Source organism: Anaerolineales bacterium (assembly GCA_030583885.1).
Taxonomy (GTDB): Bacteria; Chloroflexota; Anaerolineae; order Anaerolineales; family Villigracilaceae; genus Villigracilis.
In genome coordinates this window covers 2,283,227-2,300,431 of record CP129480.1, presented here as the reverse complement: position 1 = coordinate 2,300,431, position 17,205 = coordinate 2,283,227, and the positions used below count along the sequence as shown (strand labels likewise).

The following is a 17,205-nucleotide window of genomic DNA, read 5'->3' as shown; positions in this document are numbered from 1 at the left end:
TTCCAAGTCAAAATCAAAGGTCGAAAGTCCTCAATCTGACCTCGACCTTTGAAAAATTTACAAGCTCACCAAACTCTTCAACGCCTGATGCGTCTCTTTTACCGACGCGGCGGACTTTTCGAACATGGCCTTCTCTTCATCATCGAATTTGTATTCGATGATCTTTTCCATGCCGCCTGCGCCGAGCATGACGGGCACACCAAAGTACATATCCTTCAAGCCGTACTCGCCGTTCATATATGCAGCGCAGGGGACGATCAATTTCTTGTCTTTAAGAATTGCCTCTGCCATTTGCACGCAAGCCATGGATGGCGCATAATAAGCAGAACCCGTCTTGAGCAGGTTCACGATCTCGCCGCCGCCCTTGCGCGTACGGTTGACGATGGCTTCTAGCTTATCGGCAGGCAGATACTCCTTCAATGGGATGCCGGCGACATTGGAATGGCGGGTCAGGGGGACCATCTCATCACCATGTCCACCAAGAACATAACACTGGATGTTCTCCACGCTCACGCCGGTTTCCATGGCAACGAAGGCACGCATGCGGGCGGAGTCCAGAATGCCAGCCTGACCGATCACGCGCTCACGCGGAAGCTTGGTCGCTTTCATTGTCAGATATGCCATTGTATCGAGCGGGTTGGTCAACACAATAAAGATCGCATTGGGCGAATGTTTTAACGTCTCCGTTGCAGCTTTGCCGACAATATCCGCATTGGTCTTGAGCAGGTCGTCGCGGCTCATGCCGGGTTTGCGCGCAATGCCCGCCGTAATGATAATGATGTCCGAATTCTTCGTGTCCGCATAATCGTTCGTGCCAAGCACATGCGAATCCTTGCCGATAATCGGCATTGCCTCGAGCAGGTCGAGACTTTTGCCCTGGGGCATCCCCTCCACCACGTCCAGTAAAACAATATCGGCAAGTTCACGTTCGGCGAGCCAATGCGCGGCGGTTGCGCCTGTATTGCCCGCGCCGATGATCGAGATTTTTTTCATCATTCCTCCAGTTTGAATCGGCTTCAAAAGCCGTTATTTTGAATTATTCTAGCCGAAAGTGCGGCGGGCTATAAGTACAAAATGTCACGTTTTTACGGGTGGGCAAAAAGAAGGACTCCGCTTACCGCTTCGGTAAAGGAGTCCTTGCCCGCTTCTTTTTTTATCCCTAATCTGATTCTGCTTCGAGAAACCTTGTCGCCTGGATTGCCGCCGCCGCCCCCATCCCCGCGGACGTGATGACCTGCCTGAAGTGAGGGTCGGCCACTTCACCCGCCGCATATACACCGGGGATATTGGTCTCCATTTTGTCATTGACCTCGATGTAGCCAAGGTCGCTCATGTTCAGTTTGTCCTTGAACATCTGTGTGTTCGGTGTATGACCAATGAAAATGAACAGCCCGTCGGCTTCAAAGACCGTCTCTTCGCCGCTTTTTACGTTCTTCAACTTCAATCCCTCGAGTTTTTCCGAGCCCAACACTTCGGTCGCCACGGTATCCCAGATAAAGTTCATCTTTGGGTGGTCCTTGGCGCGTTTTTGCAAAATTGGGCTGGCACGCAATTCGTCGCGGCGATGGATCACGGTCACGCTGGATGCGTAGCGCGTAATGAAGAGCCCCTCTTCGAGAGCGGAATCCCCGCCGCCGACGATCACAACTTTCTTGTCCTTGAAAAACCAGCCGTCACAGGTGGCACAATATGAAACTCCGCGCCCGGTCAATTCCACTTCGCCGGGAATGTTGAGGTGATTCGGACTGGCCCCTGTGGTGACGATGAGTGTATCGGCCGTATATTCGCCGCTATCCGCAGTCACCCTGTATGGACGTTGTGAAAAATCCACCTCGTGCGCCATGTCGAATTCGACCCTCGCACCAAAATGCTCAGCCTGCTTTTGGAACAATTCGCCCAGCTGTGCTCCGCCGACACCTTCCGGAAAACCAGGATAGTTTTCGATGGCGTGGGTCAGCGCAGCTTGACCGCCCAATTGCATGCCTGTCAACACCACGGGAGCCAGCTCTGCACGCGCGGCATATAATGCCGCCGACAGCCCCGCCGGCCCGGACCCCAGGATCAATACTTTTGCGTGTTTCTCATTTCCATTGTTGGACATTGCGTTTTCCTTAAGGCATTTTCCGCCTGAAATTTATTTTCATTCATACTCAGGACGCTTCTTCGCGCCTTGTTATTACCGCCCGCATTGTATCAGATGCTTACAGGCGTGAAAAGTTAACATTCATCATATACAAACCTCCACAATCCCTGACCGTCTCATCCATAATTCATCCACAATGGGTTGATATATTTGAAGCATGCAACCATCCAAGGAGAGAGCAACCCATGAAAGCCGCTGTTTTCAAAACGTACGGTCCGCCTGAGGTGTTGAAGATCGAGGAGATCGAAAAGCCCGTCCCGAAAGATGACGAGGTCCTGGTCAAGGTTCGCGCCACGTCGGTGAACCCGGCCGAATGGTATGGAATGACCGGTCTATTCCTCGCCCGCATCGGCAACGGACTCCTCAAACCCAGGGACACCCGCCTCGGCGTTGACTTTTCCGGCATCGTCGAAGCCGTCGGCAAAGACGTGACCCAATTCAAGCCCGGAGACGAGGTCTATGGCGCACGAAACGGAGCCTTTGCCGAGTACGTGTGTGTCAAAAGTCATGTCTATCCGAAACCAGCGAACATCACCTTCGAACAGGCTGGGAGCGTCGGCGTCGCCGCGATGACCGCCTTGCAGGGATTGCGCGACCATGGCGGACTGCAAGCCGGGCAGACAGTCATCGTCAACGGCGCATCAGGCGGCGTGGGCACGTTCGCCGTGCAGATCGCCAAAGCCATCGGTGCGGAAGTGACCGCGGTCTGCAGTTCCGGCAACGTGGAGTTGATCCGTTCGCTCGGTGCTGACCACGTCATTGACTACATCAAAGATGATTTCACCCGCAATGGCAAACGCTACGACATCTTCCTCGACATCGCCGGGAGCCGTTCGTGGCGCGAGTGCAGTCGTGTGCTCAAACCCAACTCGAAATTCGTCATCGTCGGCGCGCCCAAGGGAAATAAAGTGATCGGTCCGCTCGCCCACATCATCAAATTGCGCGTGTCGGCGCTGGGCGCGAGCCAGAAACTTGTCTTCTTCGTGGCGAAGTTCAACCGCGAAGACTTCCTGCTCCTGAACGACATGTTCACGCGCGGACAGGTCAAGCCGGTCGTGGAAAAATCCTATCCGTTCGAGAAAACCTCCGAAGCCATGCAACATCTCGGCACGGGTCACGCCAAAGGGAAGATCGTTGTCACGATGAGATAATCGAAGACTGAGAGCGGCAACACCTTCTTCAGAACAACGTGTACTAGAATCAAACAACGGCACTCGTAGAGGCAATCAAATGGAAATCAAATATTTCGAATTCTTGAAATATCTCATTCGTTTCAACCGGCAGGTTTATCTTGACCATAATGCAACGACGCCTGTCAGCAGTCACGTCCAGAGCAAGATGAATCGGGCTTTGAAATATCAGTACGGCAATCCATCGTCCTTTTATGGCAGTGGCAGGAAATCAGCCGGGTTGGTGGAACAAGCTCGGAAACATGTCGCAAATGCCATTCACGTTGACCCATCTGAGATTATTTTTACCGCTTGCGCGACCGAATCGAATAACGCCGTGCTCAAATCGGTCAGCGCCAATTTTAATCCCAAAAAGAAAAAGATCGTTTCCACGCCGATCGAACATCCTTCCGTGTTGAACGCACTGGCATATCTGCAAACCCAGGGAATGGTTGTCGAATATTGTCCGGTGGACGACAAAGGACGCGTGCTGCTTGCTGAACTGGAAAAGCGGGTGGATGAGGATACCTTTCTGGTCTGTTGCATCCTCGCGAACAATGAGACCGGGGTCATCCAAAATATCCGTGCTGTCACGAACATCGCCAGACAACAAGGCGCGCTGGTGCTGACGGATTGTGTGCAGGCGCTGGGCAAGATACCAGTGGATGTCCACGCCTGGGGTGTTGATTACGCCACTTTCTCAGCGCACAAACTCTACGGGCCGAAAGGCATTGGCGCATTGTACGTCAAGCAAGGTCGCCCATTTACTTCGTTCCTGCATGGCGGACATCAGGAAAGCGGACTGCGGGCCGGCACGGAAAGCGTCCACAACATCGTCGGGTTCGGCGCGGCATGTCAGGATGTGGACAAACTCCTGGCGGATGCCGGACGGATCCGGGCATTGAAACGGCAATTGATCCAGCGACTCAAGGAGATCAAACCGGATTGCGTGATCAATTCTCCGGAAACGGACTGTCTGCCGAACACGCTCAGCATCACCTTCCCCGGCGTGGACAATGCCGGGCTGATGGGGATGCTGGATTATCGCGGCATCTCGGTCTCGGCCGGGTCGGCGTGCAGCACCGGGGAGGACGCCCCCTCGCACGTCTTGAAAGCGATCGGCGTGTCCGACCAGGCCGCGCGCGAAACGATTCGAATCAGCCTCGGACATGGAACCTCCGCGCGGGACATCCGCTATGTGACGCGGGTGGTTCGGGATTATATTGAAGGGCGAATCTCTTTTGTCAACATGCTTGCCCCCGCCCAATTGAACGAAACCATTCTGTTCGACGAGAACACATTCATCCTCGATGTGCGTCCGCCGGTGGATCGGAAACAATCCAAGGGATTACCGAACGCTCACGAAGTCAACCCACTCCAGGTTGAACAATACTTGAAACAACTGCCGCGCGACAAGCAAATCCTGGTGTATTGCCCGGGCGGCGGACTTTCCGTCATGATCTCGTATTATCTGAAAGCACAAGGCTTTAAAAAAATCACCAACCTGCGCGGCGGACTCGACGCCTGGAGAAAGCGGCGCGGCGACCTGTATGAAAAATACGCGGGGCAAAACGTCACCGTCCTTGAACCGGATAAGGTGGATTCATGAAAGCCATTCGTTACGACACGTTCGGTCCGCCCGAGGCTTTGCAACTCAAAGAAATCGCGAAGCCTGTCCCCCAGCCTCATCAGGTACTCGTAAAAGTCTGCGCCGCGTCCATCAACGCAAAGGAGTGGAGGCGCTACGAGATGCCCTCGCTCCTGGTACGCTTGCTGACTGGCGGATGGCGCAAACCGAAAGACCCCGTCATCGGCACCGATGTTGCCGGTATCGTGGAGGCGGTAGGCGAAACCGTCACGAGGTTCAAACCAGGCGACGAAGTGTTTGGATGCGCTCACGGCTCCCTGGCCGAGTACGTCCTTGCGCGCGAAGCCTTCCTGACGGTGAAACCTGCCAACTGCTCATTCGAAGAGGCTGCTGCCATGCCACTCGCCGCGCTGACGGCGATACAGGCCGTGCGCTACGCAGGAGGGATTCACGCCGGGCAACAGGTGTTGATTCAAGGCGCCTCGGGCGGAATTGGGACATTTGCTCTTCAACTGGTAAAAGCCTCCGGCGCAAAAGTGACCGCCGTATGCAGCGCGCGGAACGTGAGCCTGGCGCGTTCCCTCGGCGCAGATCACGTGATTGACTATGCCAAAGAAGATTTCACAAAAAGGGGCAAACACTATGATTTGATTTTTGCGATCAACGGCTATCGCTCGTTGTGGGCGTATCGGCGCGCGCTGAAACCGACAGGGTTATACGTCTTCGTGGGCGGCGCTGTTCGGCAAATATTGGAAGTCCTTCTGTTTGGAAAATGGCTCTCCCAAAAAGGCGGCAGAACGATGGGCAATATGGGCGTCACGAAAATCAACCAAGACGATTTGACACAGATCAGCGAACTCTTCAAAGACGGCAAGCTCATCCCAATCATTGACTGCAGTTACCCGCTCAGCCAAACCGCCGACGCCATGCACTACCTCGTTGACCAACACGCGCAGGGCAAAGTCGTAATTCAGGTTTCAAAAGGATAAACCCATTCTCCGCAAAATGCGTTTTTGGCTCATCTACAGGAAGTATGATTGTTGTTGCGAGGGCGGTGAACTTCCGCCCGAAGCAACCCTCTCGATGTGGTGTGGACTGCCTCGTCGGAAAGATCACCCTCCTCGCACATCGTCCCGATGTCCTTCGGGAGAGACAAGTATCATTCTATTTACACATCAGCCACGTTTTTGCTCCCTTCTTTTCTTCATAATTCCACCTTCATCCTTTATACTCACCCCATGTCCTCCCTCATCCTCGTCGTGGACGACGAACCCAAGGTCGCCCGCCTCGCCCGAGACTATCTGGAGAAGAACGGGTTCCGCGTCCTCACCGCCGCAGACGGTCAATCTGCGCTGACGCTTGCCCGCCGCGAAAGACCCGACCTCGTCATCCTCGACCTGATGCTCCCCGTCATTGATGGGCGCGAGGTCTGCCGCATCCTGCGCCGCGAAAGCGATGTACCCATCATCATGCTCACCGCGCTCTCCGAGGAAATTGACCAGGTCACGGGTCTGGAAATCGGCGCGGACGATTACATCACCAAGCCTTTCTCTGTCCGTGCCTTGGTGGCACGGGCGCGCGCGCTCCTCCGCCGCACGCGTGGGGAAGTCAAAGCGCCGGGGATTGTTCGCGTCGGTGGGCTTGAAATTGACTCGGAAAAATATTCAGTCATGTTCAACGATAACCCAATCAAACTCACACCCAACGAATTCAAACTGCTCCACCTCCTCGCCAGCCGTGCAGGTCAAACCTTCACGCGCGAACAACTGCTCGAAACCCTGCATGGCGCTGCCTCCAGTTTTGACCGCAGTGTGGACTCGCACATCAAGAACCTGCGCAAGAAACTAGAAGCCGCATCCGGCCAATCCGTGATCGAAACCGTCTACGGTATTGGCTATCGCTTTATTGAACCGAACTCCTGACCTTCATCGCTTATCCTTTCCCATGTCAGCCTCCCCTACTCCCAAAAAACGACGCATTGGCCGCATGTTGGCGTTCGCGCTGTTCTTCATCATTTCCGCCCTGCTTTTCGTTGGCGGCGCGGCGGCGCTGCTCTACTTCCTCTTTTCGGAATACACAGGGGTCCGCAACATCTGGCTTCTCGCCTGCGGCGCGCCTGTGGTTGTGATTGCGCTCATCATCCTCGTTGTCTTCAACCTCTACCTCCGCTTCGGCAAGCCGATGGAAAATCTCTTCGATGCCATCAACGCCATCGAGGAGGGCGACCTGTCGGTGCGCGTGAAGGAAAACAAAGACGACATGTTCAGCGACCTGTTCAAGCGCTTCAACAAAATGGTCGGCGAACTCGAGCGCGCCGACCAGCAGCGCCGCAACCTCACCGCCGACATCGCCCACGAACTGCGCACGCCGCTCCACATCATTCAAGGAAACCTCGAGGGCGTCATCGACGGTGTCTATCAGCCAACCACCGAACACATCAAGGACACGTTGGACGAGACCCGCCTGCTCACCCGCCTCGTGAACGACCTGCAAACCCTGTCCCTCGCCGAAACGGGACAACTTCCGCTTCACCCCACCCGCTTCCTGCTTGCCGACCTGATCCAGGATCTCACTTCGAGCTTTGCCTCCCAAGCCGCCTCCCTCGGCATTGACCTGCAAACGCACCTCGCCGACACAAATCAACAAGTCACTGCCGATTACGACAGGCTCAATCAAGTGCTGTCCAATTTGATCTCAAACGCCCTGCGCCACACGCCTCGAGGCGGGACAATTTTCCTCGAAACGGAATCAGGTTCGAACGAGGAAAGAAGCGTGCGGATCATGGTCAAAGATACGGGTGCGGGGATCGCATCCGAAGATCTGCCCTTCATCTTCGACCGTTTCTGGCGCGGCGACAGGTCGCGCAGTGACCGCCTACACAGCGGGCTGGGATTGGCAATCACAAAACAACTAATCCAGGCGCATGACGGGGAGATCTCCGTGCAGAGCGAGGTCGGCAGGCGAACGACCTTTACGATTGAATTGCCGGAACAAATTTCATAATTTTCGCAACAAGCGGTAGAATTGCCGCCAATGGAAATATCGGAGAAAATTCAAGGCATTCTTGCCACACTGCCCGCCAAACCGGGTTGTTATATCTACCGCAATGCCGAGGGTACGATCATTTACATTGGCAAAGCCATCAACCTCAAGAACCGCGTGCGGTCCTATTTTCATGCTGATTTAAGTCACGATGGAAAAACCCGGCGCCTCGTGCGTGAGATCGAGGATATCGAGTGGATCATCGTCGGGTCGGAGCTCGAGGCGCTCATCCTTGAGATGAACCTGATCAAGAAGCACCGCCCGAAATACAACATCCGCCTGAAGGATGATAAGCGGTACCCGTACATCAAAATCCACTGGAATGAGCCATTCCCCAAAGTGACCGTCACCCGCCAAATGGCGGAGGATGGGGCGCGCTATTTCGGTCCGTACACCTCGGCGTGGGCGGTGTATCAAACGCTTGAAGTCCTGCGGAAGATTTTTCCATATCTGACCTGTGACCGCGAAATTACAGGCAACGATCCGCGTGCGTGCCTGTACCACGACATCAAATTGTGCACTGCGCCTTGCATCGGGGCCATCTCACAGGAAGGTTACCGCCGGGTGATCTCCGACCTGATGGATTTCCTGAGCGGACACAGCGAAGGCATCGTCCAACGACTGCAAAACGAGATGCAAAAAGCATCGGACGAGGTGCGCTTTGAAAAAGCCGCCGCCTTGCGTGACCAGTTGAAAGCCATCCAGTCCATCATCGAGCGGCAGAAGATTGTCTTTGCGACCGACTATCAGGATTCGGATGTGCTTGCCATGGCACGCACGGACGGAGAAGCCTGCGTGCAGATTTTCTTCATCCGTGGCGGAAAATTGATCGGGCGCGAGTATTTCATCCTCGAAGGCACGGAGGATACCGCCGATACCGAGGTGATGGCGGAATTTGTCAAGCAGTTTTACACCGAAGCGGCGAACATTCCTGAGCAGGTGATGCTGCCGCAGGAGATCGAGGAAAGGATTATCATCTCGCAATGGCTGCGCTCCAAACGAGGCGGCAATAAAGTAGAATTAGTTGTGCCGCGGGAGGGTCAGCCGCATGAATTGGTACAAATGGCGGCCGAAAATGCGTCTGAAACCCTGCAAGCCTTGCGCGCCCAATGGCAGGCGGATGCGCACAAGCAGGAACAGGCGCTCGGTGAATTACAATCTGCTTTGAATCTGTCTGCGCCGCCGAACCGCATCGAATGTTATGATGTCAGTCACACGCAGGGTGTGGCAACTGTCGGTGCAATGGTGGTCTTTGAGCAGGGTGTGCCGGCCAAGAGGCTGTATCGCAAATTCAATATCGAAAGCACGAGCATCGGTGCGCCCGATGACTTCGCTTCGATGGAGGAAATGCTCACGCGCCGCTTCCGGCGCTGGAAAGGTTCGCAGGAAACCGAATCCAAGCCCGGGTCCAGGCCGGATGCGTCCTTTTCCTTCCTGCCTGATCTGATCATCATTGACGGCGGCAAGGGTCAGCTGGGCCGTGTGGTCACAGTCCTGGAGCAATTTGACCTGTTTGGCAAAGTGCCGGTGGTGGGACTGGCAAAACAGGAGGAGGAAGTTTTCTTCCCTCATAAGCGCGAACCCCTGGTCCTCCCCCGTCATTCGCAGGGATTGTACCTTGTGCAGCGCATTCGCGACGAGGCGCATCGCTATGGGATCACAGCCCACCGAAAAAAACGCTCGAAGCTGGGCCTTGCCTCCCAGCTGGATTCCATCCCCGGCATTGGTCCCACGAGAAGAAAAGCCCTCTTGAAACATTTCGGTTCTATGGATAAGATTAGGGTAGCGACCCTGGCAGAGTTAGCCGCAGTGAAGGGCATGAACGCATCTGCGGCGGAAAGCATTAAGGTATACCTCGAATGAAGGAAGTTTGGATCGTTGACGACGACGACGAAATGGGCAGGGCGATCAGTTTGATGCTTCAGCTGCTGGAGTGTCATACAAAAATTTTCAACAACCCGCGCCCTGCCGCGCAGGCGTTGCTGGCCGGCGGGAGACCCGACCTCCTGGTGCTGGATATCAACATGCCCGAGGTGTCCGGTCTGGATATGCTGGAATTCCTGCGCCGTCGAAATGAATGGAAAGACCTGCCTGTCATCATGCTTTCCTCCGAGGCGGCGGATGTGATGGTGGAAAAAGCCATGCAAATGGGTGCGGACGGGTATGTGATGAAGCCTGTTACGCTCGATGAGCTGGAAAAGGCGATGTCGCAGGCATTTTACAAACGCATGAAGAAGTGAGTGAACGATGGCTGGAAAAAATACAAAGAACAAAAAACAGACTAAATCCGTGGATACGAACCCAACAGGCCAGAACAGGGCGGCTCAAATTCTTTTTATCATGTTCGCCGTGTTGATCATCCTTTCCATGGTGCTTTCGGCAACAACAAGTTACTAGCGCCGGTCCGAATGGTATAATCCTGTCCGCGCGGCTTTCTCAGCCGCGCTTTATTACGTGAACATGTCATTACGAGCAACGCGCAGCAAAACCTAAAACCGGGAAGATTGCCTGGTCGGCCCGAAGCCCGTCTCGCAACGACACGAGGAAACCCTATGCTCGACAAATTAAAGGCAATTGAAGAAAAATACGAACAGCTTGGCAACGAGTTCCTGGAAGTGGGGAATAACTATCAGCGCGCCGCCGAGATCAACAAGGAGCGTGTGGACCTGGAGCCCATTGTCAACAAGGCGCGGGAATACCGTCAGGCAATGAAAAGCATCGAGGAGGCCAGGGCGATGATCGTGTCCGAGAGTGATGCGGAATTGATCGCCCTGGCCAAGGCGGATGTGGATGACCTGACCCCGAAGATCGAAGTCCTCGAAAAGCAGATCAAGAGTCTGCTCATCCCCAAGGATCCGCGTGACGACAGGAATGTCATCGTGGAAATCCGCGCAGGCGCCGGCGGTGATGAAGCCGCCATCTTCGCCGCGGATCTATTCCGCATGTACACACGCTATGCCGAAGAAAAAAAATGGAAACCCGGCATCCTGTCTGAGAGCGTGATCGGTGTGGGCGGCTACAAAGAGGTCATCTTTGAGGTCAAGGGGAATGGCGCGTATTCGAAATTGAAGTATGAATCGGGCGTGCATCGTGTGCAGCGCGTGCCGGCCACCGAAGCCCAGGGGCGCATCCACACCTCCACCGCCACTGTCGCGGTGATGGCGGAAGTGGACGAAGTCGAAGTGGACATCCCCGAAAGTGACATCGAATTTGAAGTTTTCCGTTCCTCCGGTGCAGGCGGGCAGAACGTGCAAAAGAATTCGACGGCAGTGCGTTTGACGCATAAGCCGTCGGGCATTGTCATCACCTGTCAGGATGAACGCTCGCAGTTGCAAAATAAACTGCGTGCCTTGAGCATTTTGCGTGCGCGCCTGTATGAAATGGAAGAGGCAAAACGACACGCGGAGGAGGAAGCCAACCGCCGCTCACAGGTCGGCTCCGGTGACCGCTCGGAGAAAATCCGCACGTATAATTATCCACAGAATCGCGTCACCGACCACCGCGTGGGATATTCAAGCTACAACCTGCCCGCCGTGATGGATGGAGACATTGACCAATTCATTGATGAACTATCGACCCGGGACGAGGCCGGCAAACTCGCTGCCTCTGGTGTAGATGACGACGAGTAATTTAGGGAGAGGCGCGGCAACGCGCCTTTTATGAGTAATGAATAAAAAAATCATCTTTCGTGTTCTCGCAGTTATTCTCGTTGCTGCCCTCGCGTGGACATTACGTCTGCGCGCCGTGAACATGCTCCCCATTGACTTCGACGAAGATGATTACCTGCGTGCGGGGCAGGAATACGCGCATCTTATCCGCGCTTCGGACTGGTCCGGTTTTCTGGAAACGAACTACCGTCCCGAGCATCCTCAGCTGGCAAAGATCGCCATGGGACTCAGTTTGCTCTCCGCACCTGAAAGGGATTTGACTCCCGATGCATCCACAACAGAGGGACCAAACACATCCCTGCCGCTCGAACTCGTAACACCAGCGCGAACCATCAATGCCGTCTTTGGGGTAATTACCGTGTTCCTGCTGGCACTGGTCAATCCACTGGCAGGGTTATTGCTTGCGACACATACCTTTACCATCAAATATGTCTCGCAGATCATGCTGGAGGCATTACCCGCGCTGACCAGCCTGGCCATGGTGCTTGCTTACCTGCAATTCAAAAAGAAACAAAAAATTGGCTGGCTCATCCTCTCCACCCTGTTTCTTGGTCTGACCGCGGCTTCCAAATATATCTACTGTCTCGTCGCAATCGCCATTCTCATTGATTGGTTTCTGGAAGAAAAACAAAATCTCGCACGGTTTTATCAACACGCCCTGCTCTGGGGAATAGTTGCAGTCGTTATCTTTTTTGCGGCAGACCCATTTCTCTGGCCAGATCCAATTGGAAGGTTGAAAGAATCGGTCTTCTATCATGCCGCCTATTCCAGCGGTGCCAGCGAAGTTCAAAGCGCGAATTTCCCGATCTGGCAGCCTTTCGTCTGGATCACGATGTCCCCTGCGCTCTGGCATCCGGATGTATTTGTGATCGCCACCGATCTTTTTATCGCGATTTTTGCCTGTTTTGGCGTCGCTCGTTTGTGGAAAAAGGAAAGAGTATACGCACTCTGGCTTGGCATTGCCATTTTCTTCCTGCTCCTCTGGCCAACAAAATGGCCTCAATACATCCTCGTACTGACCGTTCCTCTCTCCCTTTCCGCCAGTGAAGGTATCTCACAATTATGGCAAAACATTATCGAATGGTGGAAAGATCGAAAAACGCGCGAGAAAATCATTTACAAACCGCAGGAGACCCGCCAGGCAATTCCCTGGCTCGTGCCGGGACTGTTCGCCTTCGCCCTGCTAACCCTGTTTCCTTTCATCTTTCAAATTGTCGTCTCACTGACAGACTTTAACAGCGCATCCATTCGTGACGGGTTTCAGGGTGGCATCTGGCGCGAATTTATTGGAGGCATCACCGGGCAGGTCGCCCCTGCTGACGTTGAATTCCCATTCCGCTCAAATCAGGTTCAGTATACAGGTTTCTCCAATTACTCCCTCATGCTGCATTTTATAACCAGCAACGGGATCCTCATCTTCAATATTCTCTGGGCAGGTATTTCCATCATTCTGCAAACCCTGCTCGGCCTGGGGCTCGCACTCCTGCTCCACCAAAAAGGAGTCCGTTTCGGAAAAATCTGGCAGGTGGTTTTTATCCTGCCCTGGGCGATCCCGGAGATGATCGGCGCGTTGCTCTGGCTGAACATCTTCGTTCCTGAAATTGGATTCCTCTACCTGGCCGCGCAAAAATATGGCGAGAGCTTCCCGCTCAATTTTTTGATCGGCTGGCATACCACGCCGAGCCTATGGTTCCTCGTATTAATGCTCCCGGCATTATGGTATGGTTTTCCGTTAATCATGCTCGCTTCCAGTGCAGGATTGAAAATCATTCCCAAGGATGTATTCGAAGCCGCTGCCCTCGACGGCGCGAACATCTGGCAAACGTTCAGGCACATCACCCTGCCGCTCCTCACACCTCTGCTCCTGCCAGCCATCATCATCCGCGCCATCTTTGCCTTCAATCAGTTTTACCTGTTTCAGGCATTCCTGTTCCAGCAAAGCACACTGGCCACCTTTTCCTATAACCTGTTCAACCCCTCCGGCTTTTTCAGCATCACCGGACAATTCTCCGCATCCGCCATCATCAACATCATAACCGTCATCATTCTGGCTGGGTTTGTGGTGTTATTCAACCGCGAAACCAGATCGAGGGAGGAGATGAAACATGCGTAAAATCCCATTGCTCAGGCAGATCGTCACCCAGGGGATATTTATCCTTATCGCATCCTTCATCCTGATTCCGATCTGGGGAGCTGTACGCCTCGCATTTGACGGGTCACTGCGCGGCAGACCGACGGAATTCAGTTTTCTGCCAAAGGAATTCTCATTCGCCCCCTTCCTCAAAGTGCTGGATCGGCCCTATCAATCCGTTGAATTCGAGGTCCTGCTTAGGAACAGCCTGATCGTCTCGCTTGCAGCGGCGGCACTCGCCCTTATTTTGGGGGCAAGCCTCGCCTACGCTTTTGCGCGTTTCCGATTCCCCGGCCAGGAACCTGGTCAATTCACTCTGCTGCTGGCCGCCATCCTTCCGCCCATCGCTTTTGCAACGCCTCTTTACATCATCCTAAGCCTGCTTGGGATCCGCGCAACATTGGTCGGCCTGATCATCGTCTACGCCGCCTTCGCCATGCCCTTCGGCATTTGGAACCTGCGCGCCGCATTTCAAGCCGTCCCCAAGGAGGTGGAGGAAGCTGCCTATCTCGACGGTGCGGGTCACTTTCAAACCTTCTATCTCATCAGCCTGCCAATTTCCCTGCCAGCCATATCTGTCACCGTGCTGATCGCATTCCTGATGGGCTACACCGAATTCGCGATCGGCTGGCTCTTCGTGGATAAAGCCGACAACGTGACACTCTCCATGGCAATCTATGCGCTGGTCAACGGACAATTCTCCGGCGCGCAGCCTTGGAGCGACCTCGGGGCGCTTTCCATCATCATGTCCATCCCGGTCATCATCATCTTCATCATCTTCCAGCGCACGCTCATGGAGCGCATGCTCTTCGAAGAAACCTAACCATGGCGATGACCATCGACGAACTCGTTGGAACGTATGCATCGCAAAACGCAAGTGAATTTCAACAACTCGATGCACAGCTGATCCTTGCCCATATCCTGAACAAACCCCGCACATGGGTTGTAACTCATGGCGACGCATCTCTGACTCCGCCGCAAATTGAATCTGCTCAAAAAGCATTCGCCCGTTTAACAGCGTGTGAACCGCTCCCCTACATCCTTGGTCACTGGGAATTCTACGGACTCGATCTCGATATCACGCCGGGTGTACTCATCCCACGCCCCGAAACTGAGATTCTGGTGGAAAAAGCCGTCAGATGGCTGGGCAACTCCCCCGAAAGAAGAACCGTGGCGGATGTTGGCACAGGTTCCGGGGCGATCGCCATCGCCGTCGCCATGCACATCCCGGGTGTGCGCATCCTTGCTACGGATATTTCCCACGCGGCGCTGAAGGTCGCCAAGCGCAACGCGGAAAAATTCCATGTCCATCACAGGATTGATTTTCTGCAATGTGACCTGCTCCCTCAGCATATCGATCCGCTCCCCACCGACAGTCACTTCGACCTGATCTGCGCCAACCTGCCCTACATCCCAACTCAAACACTGCACGATCTTCCAATCTTCGGGCGCGAACCAACCCTTGCCCTCGACGGCGGAGTTGATGGACTTGACGTGTATCGCCGCCTGTTCAAACTCGCCCCCGACTGGCTCGCGCCGAACGGCATGATGCTTTTTGAGATCGAGTCATCACAAGGCACGCAAGCTCTCAGCCTCGCCTATGACTCATTCGAAGACATGAGCATCCAATTGCACCAGGACCTCGCCGGTCACAACCGCCTGCTTGAAATACAATTGCATGAAAACTGAAACCATCCCTGCCTCAGAAATCGAAACCGCATTGACCATCCTGCAAACCGGCAGCATCGTCGCCTTCCCCACCGACACCGTGTACGGTCTTGGCACACTCGCCTTTGATAACGCGGCCATCGAAAGCATTTACACAGCGAAGGACCGCCCGGTCGAAAAAGCAATTCCCATTTTGATCGGGGATTTGAGCGATCTCGACAAAATTACGGATACCATCCCCGACATGGCTCTCCGTTTTGCCGCCCGCTTCTGGCCTGGACCTCTCACCTGCATCGTCCCCAAAAAGCGGACTCTCCCCCCTGCGGTTTCCGCCACTTCCACCGTCGCAGTCCGCATCCCGGATCATCACGACGCGCTTGCTTTGCTCCGCGCCGCAGGACCCATGGCAGTCACCTCCGCGAACATCTCCGGCAAGCAAAGCCCCACCACGGCACAGGAAGTGCATGAGCAGCTCCACGGGCGCATCTCTTTGATATTGGATGGCGGCAAAACGCCCGGCGGAATTCCCTCCACGCTGGTGGATTGCACGGGCGGACAACCCATCATCCTGCGTGAGGGTCCAATCTCAATGGATGAATTGCTGGCTGCCATCCGTTAAATTTTCTTATCCACCTCTTAATCAAGGTTCAGACTTCTCTTATCTCCCCACATATAATCAAGGTTACATTCTCCTGATTACTCCCCCGTCTGGCTTGGGCAAGCCGCAGGGGAGTGATTTTTTTAATTACGAGAGGGGCCAGGTCGGAAGCACGTCAATATCCAATTCAGAGACATGTCCCAGTGCATAACGATAATATCCAGCCGCCGCGATCATGGCGGCGTTGTCGGTGCATAACGAAAGCGGAGGAATATGCACAGGGAACTCAGTCTGTGACCTGAACACCTGCCGCAATGGGCGGTTCGCCGAGACGCCGCCCGCCACAAGAATTTCCCTGGCACCGAATTCACGCGCCGCGTTCATCGTTTTCTTGAACAGCACATCGATCACAGCCTGCTGGAAGGATGCGGCAAGGTCGGGGATTGGCAGGGCATTGTACTTCTTTTTTAATTCCCGCACTTCATAAAGTACGGATGTCTTTATCCCGCTGAATGAAAAGTCATGGGTTCCGTCCAGCCAGGCGCGCGGGAAGTTGAAGCGGTTCGGGTCGCCCTCCTCCGCTGATTTCTGGATGGAGGGTCCGCCGGGGTAGGGAAGCTCAAGCAGGCGGGCAACTTTGTCGAACGCCTCACCGGCCGCATCGTCGAGGGTGGAGCCGAGTCGTTGATACGTCAAATGATCGGTCATGAGGTTTAGTTCAGTGTGTCCGCCGGAAACAAGCAAAGCCATCAGCGGGAATTGAGGTTGCGGCGGGACGGGGTCGCCCGCGTTGCCCCGCTGTGCGGGACCATCGTATACCCAGGCTGAATAGAGATGCCCCTCCAAATGATTGACGCCGATCAGCGGTTTTTCCGCGCCAAGGGCAATGCCTTTTGCCATGTTCATGCCAACTACGAGCGAACCCGCAAGTCCAGGTCCCTGGGTAACGGCGACGGCGTCAATATCGTGGAGTGTGAGGTGTGCCTGTGCGAGCGCCTCTTCCACAACCGGAATAATACTGAGGACATGCTGGCGCGACGCGACCTCCGGGAAGACACCGCCATACCGTGCATGGATCTCCATTTGCGAGGCAACCACAGATGAAAGCAATGCGCGTCCGTTTTCAAGGACGGCACACGCGGTCTCGTCGCAGGAGGTCTCGATGGCCAGGATTCGGGCGGGCTTAAGTTCGGGCATG

General features: G+C 54.7%; 16 protein-coding genes. 13 read left to right on the top strand and 3 right to left on the bottom strand.

Features of this window, described 5'->3' with window-relative positions; translation table 11 throughout:
• Window positions 1–57 precede the first annotated feature (57 nt).
• Both mdh and trxB read right to left on the bottom strand, forming a co-directional pair.
• Entirely contained in the window at window positions 58–996 is a 939-nt protein-coding gene (gene mdh, locus QY332_11500; protein ID WKZ34235.1) for a malate dehydrogenase, read from the bottom strand.
• Window positions 997–1,159: 163 nt separating this feature from the next.
• Window positions 1,160–2,101 (bottom strand): thioredoxin-disulfide reductase, encoded by a 942-nt coding sequence (trxB, locus tag QY332_11495; protein WKZ34234.1) that lies wholly within the window; start codon window positions 2,099–2,101, stop codon window positions 1,160–1,162.
• 227 nt (window positions 2,102–2,328) lie between these two features.
• On the opposite strand from trxB, the gene QY332_11490 reads away from it, so the two are divergent.
• From QY332_11490 to QY332_11430, 13 genes are all read left to right on the top strand, one after another.
• Complete coding sequence (locus QY332_11490; GenBank protein WKZ34233.1) at window positions 2,329–3,294, top strand: NAD(P)-dependent alcohol dehydrogenase; 966 nt, start codon at window positions 2,329–2,331, stop codon at window positions 3,292–3,294.
• 79 nt (window positions 3,295–3,373) lie between these two features.
• A complete protein-coding gene (locus QY332_11485; protein ID WKZ34232.1) occupies window positions 3,374–4,921 on the top strand; it encodes an aminotransferase class V-fold PLP-dependent enzyme in 1,548 nt (515 codons plus the stop codon).
• On the top strand, window positions 4,918–5,889 hold the full coding sequence (locus QY332_11480; GenBank protein WKZ34231.1) for an NAD(P)-dependent alcohol dehydrogenase: 972 nt from the start codon (window positions 4,918–4,920) through the stop codon (window positions 5,887–5,889). Before QY332_11485 ends, QY332_11480 begins: the two co-directional genes overlap by 4 nt.
• 249 nt (window positions 5,890–6,138) lie before the next feature.
• Window positions 6,139–6,822 carry a response regulator transcription factor gene (locus QY332_11475; GenBank protein ID WKZ34230.1) on the top strand — a complete coding sequence of 228 codons (684 nt, stop codon included), beginning with the start codon at window positions 6,139–6,141 and terminating at the stop codon, window positions 6,820–6,822.
• Window positions 6,823–6,844: 22 nt separating this feature from the next.
• Window positions 6,845–7,903 carry a HAMP domain-containing sensor histidine kinase gene (locus QY332_11470; GenBank protein ID WKZ34229.1) on the top strand — a complete coding sequence of 353 codons (1,059 nt, stop codon included), beginning with the start codon at window positions 6,845–6,847 and terminating at the stop codon, window positions 7,901–7,903.
• Between the two features lie 30 nt (window positions 7,904–7,933).
• Complete coding sequence (gene uvrC / locus QY332_11465; GenBank protein ID WKZ34228.1) at window positions 7,934–9,805, top strand: excinuclease ABC subunit UvrC; 1,872 nt, start codon at window positions 7,934–7,936, stop codon at window positions 9,803–9,805.
• The gene (locus QY332_11460; protein ID WKZ34227.1) at window positions 9,802–10,182 is read left to right on the top strand and encodes a response regulator; all 381 of its coding nucleotides are present in this window, start codon (window positions 9,802–9,804) and stop codon (window positions 10,180–10,182) included. Before uvrC ends, QY332_11460 begins: the two co-directional genes overlap by 4 nt.
• 7 nt (window positions 10,183–10,189) lie before the next feature.
• A complete protein-coding gene (locus QY332_11455) occupies window positions 10,190–10,339 on the top strand; it encodes a hypothetical protein (GenBank protein WKZ34226.1) in 150 nt (49 codons plus the stop codon).
• A gap of 155 nt (window positions 10,340–10,494) precedes the next feature.
• The gene (gene prfA, locus QY332_11450) at window positions 10,495–11,571 is read left to right on the top strand and encodes a peptide chain release factor 1 (GenBank protein ID WKZ34225.1); all 1,077 of its coding nucleotides are present in this window, start codon (window positions 10,495–10,497) and stop codon (window positions 11,569–11,571) included.
• Between the two features lie 37 nt (window positions 11,572–11,608).
• On the top strand, window positions 11,609–13,723 hold the full coding sequence (locus QY332_11445) for an ABC transporter permease subunit (GenBank protein WKZ34224.1): 2,115 nt from the start codon (window positions 11,609–11,611) through the stop codon (window positions 13,721–13,723).
• Window positions 13,716–14,564 carry a carbohydrate ABC transporter permease gene (locus QY332_11440; protein ID WKZ34223.1) on the top strand — a complete coding sequence of 283 codons (849 nt, stop codon included), beginning with the start codon at window positions 13,716–13,718 and terminating at the stop codon, window positions 14,562–14,564. The genes QY332_11445 and QY332_11440 overlap by 8 nt, the downstream gene beginning before the upstream one ends.
• Before the next feature lie 2 nt (window positions 14,565–14,566).
• A complete protein-coding gene (gene prmC, locus QY332_11435; GenBank protein ID WKZ34222.1) occupies window positions 14,567–15,430 on the top strand; it encodes a peptide chain release factor N(5)-glutamine methyltransferase in 864 nt (287 codons plus the stop codon).
• Complete coding sequence (locus QY332_11430) at window positions 15,420–16,028, top strand: L-threonylcarbamoyladenylate synthase (protein WKZ34221.1); 609 nt, start codon at window positions 15,420–15,422, stop codon at window positions 16,026–16,028. The genes prmC and QY332_11430 overlap by 11 nt, the downstream gene beginning before the upstream one ends.
• A 126-nt stretch (window positions 16,029–16,154) precedes the next feature.
• Here QY332_11430 and tsaD read toward each other — a convergent pair whose 3' ends face one another.
• Window positions 16,155–17,204: a tRNA (adenosine(37)-N6)-threonylcarbamoyltransferase complex transferase subunit TsaD gene (gene tsaD, locus QY332_11425; GenBank protein WKZ34220.1), complete on the bottom strand. Its 1,050-nt coding sequence runs from the start codon at window positions 17,202–17,204 to the stop codon at window positions 16,155–16,157.
• Window position 17,205: the final 1 nt, after the last annotated feature.

What these genes read in the sequence shown, in the direction of transcription:
- tsaD (WKZ34220.1), bottom strand. Translation starts at nt 17,204, where the DNA reads ATGCCCGAACTTAAGCCCGCCCGAATCCTGGCCATCGAGACCTCCTGC.
- QY332_11480 (WKZ34231.1), top strand. Translation starts at nt 4,918, where the DNA reads ATGAAAGCCATTCGTTACGACACGTTCGGTCCGCCCGAGGCTTTGCAA.
- QY332_11440 (WKZ34223.1), top strand. Translation starts at nt 13,716, where the DNA reads ATGCGTAAAATCCCATTGCTCAGGCAGATCGTCACCCAGGGGATATTT.
- QY332_11475 (WKZ34230.1), top strand. Translation starts at nt 6,139, where the DNA reads ATGTCCTCCCTCATCCTCGTCGTGGACGACGAACCCAAGGTCGCCCGC.
- prfA (WKZ34225.1), top strand. Translation starts at nt 10,495, where the DNA reads ATGCTCGACAAATTAAAGGCAATTGAAGAAAAATACGAACAGCTTGGC.
- uvrC (WKZ34228.1), top strand. Translation starts at nt 7,934, where the DNA reads ATGGAAATATCGGAGAAAATTCAAGGCATTCTTGCCACACTGCCCGCC.
- QY332_11430 (WKZ34221.1), top strand. Translation starts at nt 15,420, where the DNA reads ATGAAAACTGAAACCATCCCTGCCTCAGAAATCGAAACCGCATTGACC.
- QY332_11485 (WKZ34232.1), top strand. Translation starts at nt 3,374, where the DNA reads ATGGAAATCAAATATTTCGAATTCTTGAAATATCTCATTCGTTTCAAC.
- mdh (WKZ34235.1), bottom strand. Translation starts at nt 996, where the DNA reads ATGATGAAAAAAATCTCGATCATCGGCGCGGGCAATACAGGCGCAACC.
- trxB (WKZ34234.1), bottom strand. Translation starts at nt 2,101, where the DNA reads ATGTCCAACAATGGAAATGAGAAACACGCAAAAGTATTGATCCTGGGG.
- QY332_11445 (WKZ34224.1), top strand. Translation starts at nt 11,609, where the DNA reads ATGAATAAAAAAATCATCTTTCGTGTTCTCGCAGTTATTCTCGTTGCT.
- prmC (WKZ34222.1), top strand. Translation starts at nt 14,567, where the DNA reads ATGGCGATGACCATCGACGAACTCGTTGGAACGTATGCATCGCAAAAC.
- QY332_11460 (WKZ34227.1), top strand. Translation starts at nt 9,802, where the DNA reads ATGAAGGAAGTTTGGATCGTTGACGACGACGACGAAATGGGCAGGGCG.
- QY332_11470 (WKZ34229.1), top strand. Translation starts at nt 6,845, where the DNA reads ATGTCAGCCTCCCCTACTCCCAAAAAACGACGCATTGGCCGCATGTTG.
- QY332_11490 (WKZ34233.1), top strand. Translation starts at nt 2,329, where the DNA reads ATGAAAGCCGCTGTTTTCAAAACGTACGGTCCGCCTGAGGTGTTGAAG.
- QY332_11455 (WKZ34226.1), top strand. Translation starts at nt 10,190, where the DNA reads ATGGCTGGAAAAAATACAAAGAACAAAAAACAGACTAAATCCGTGGAT.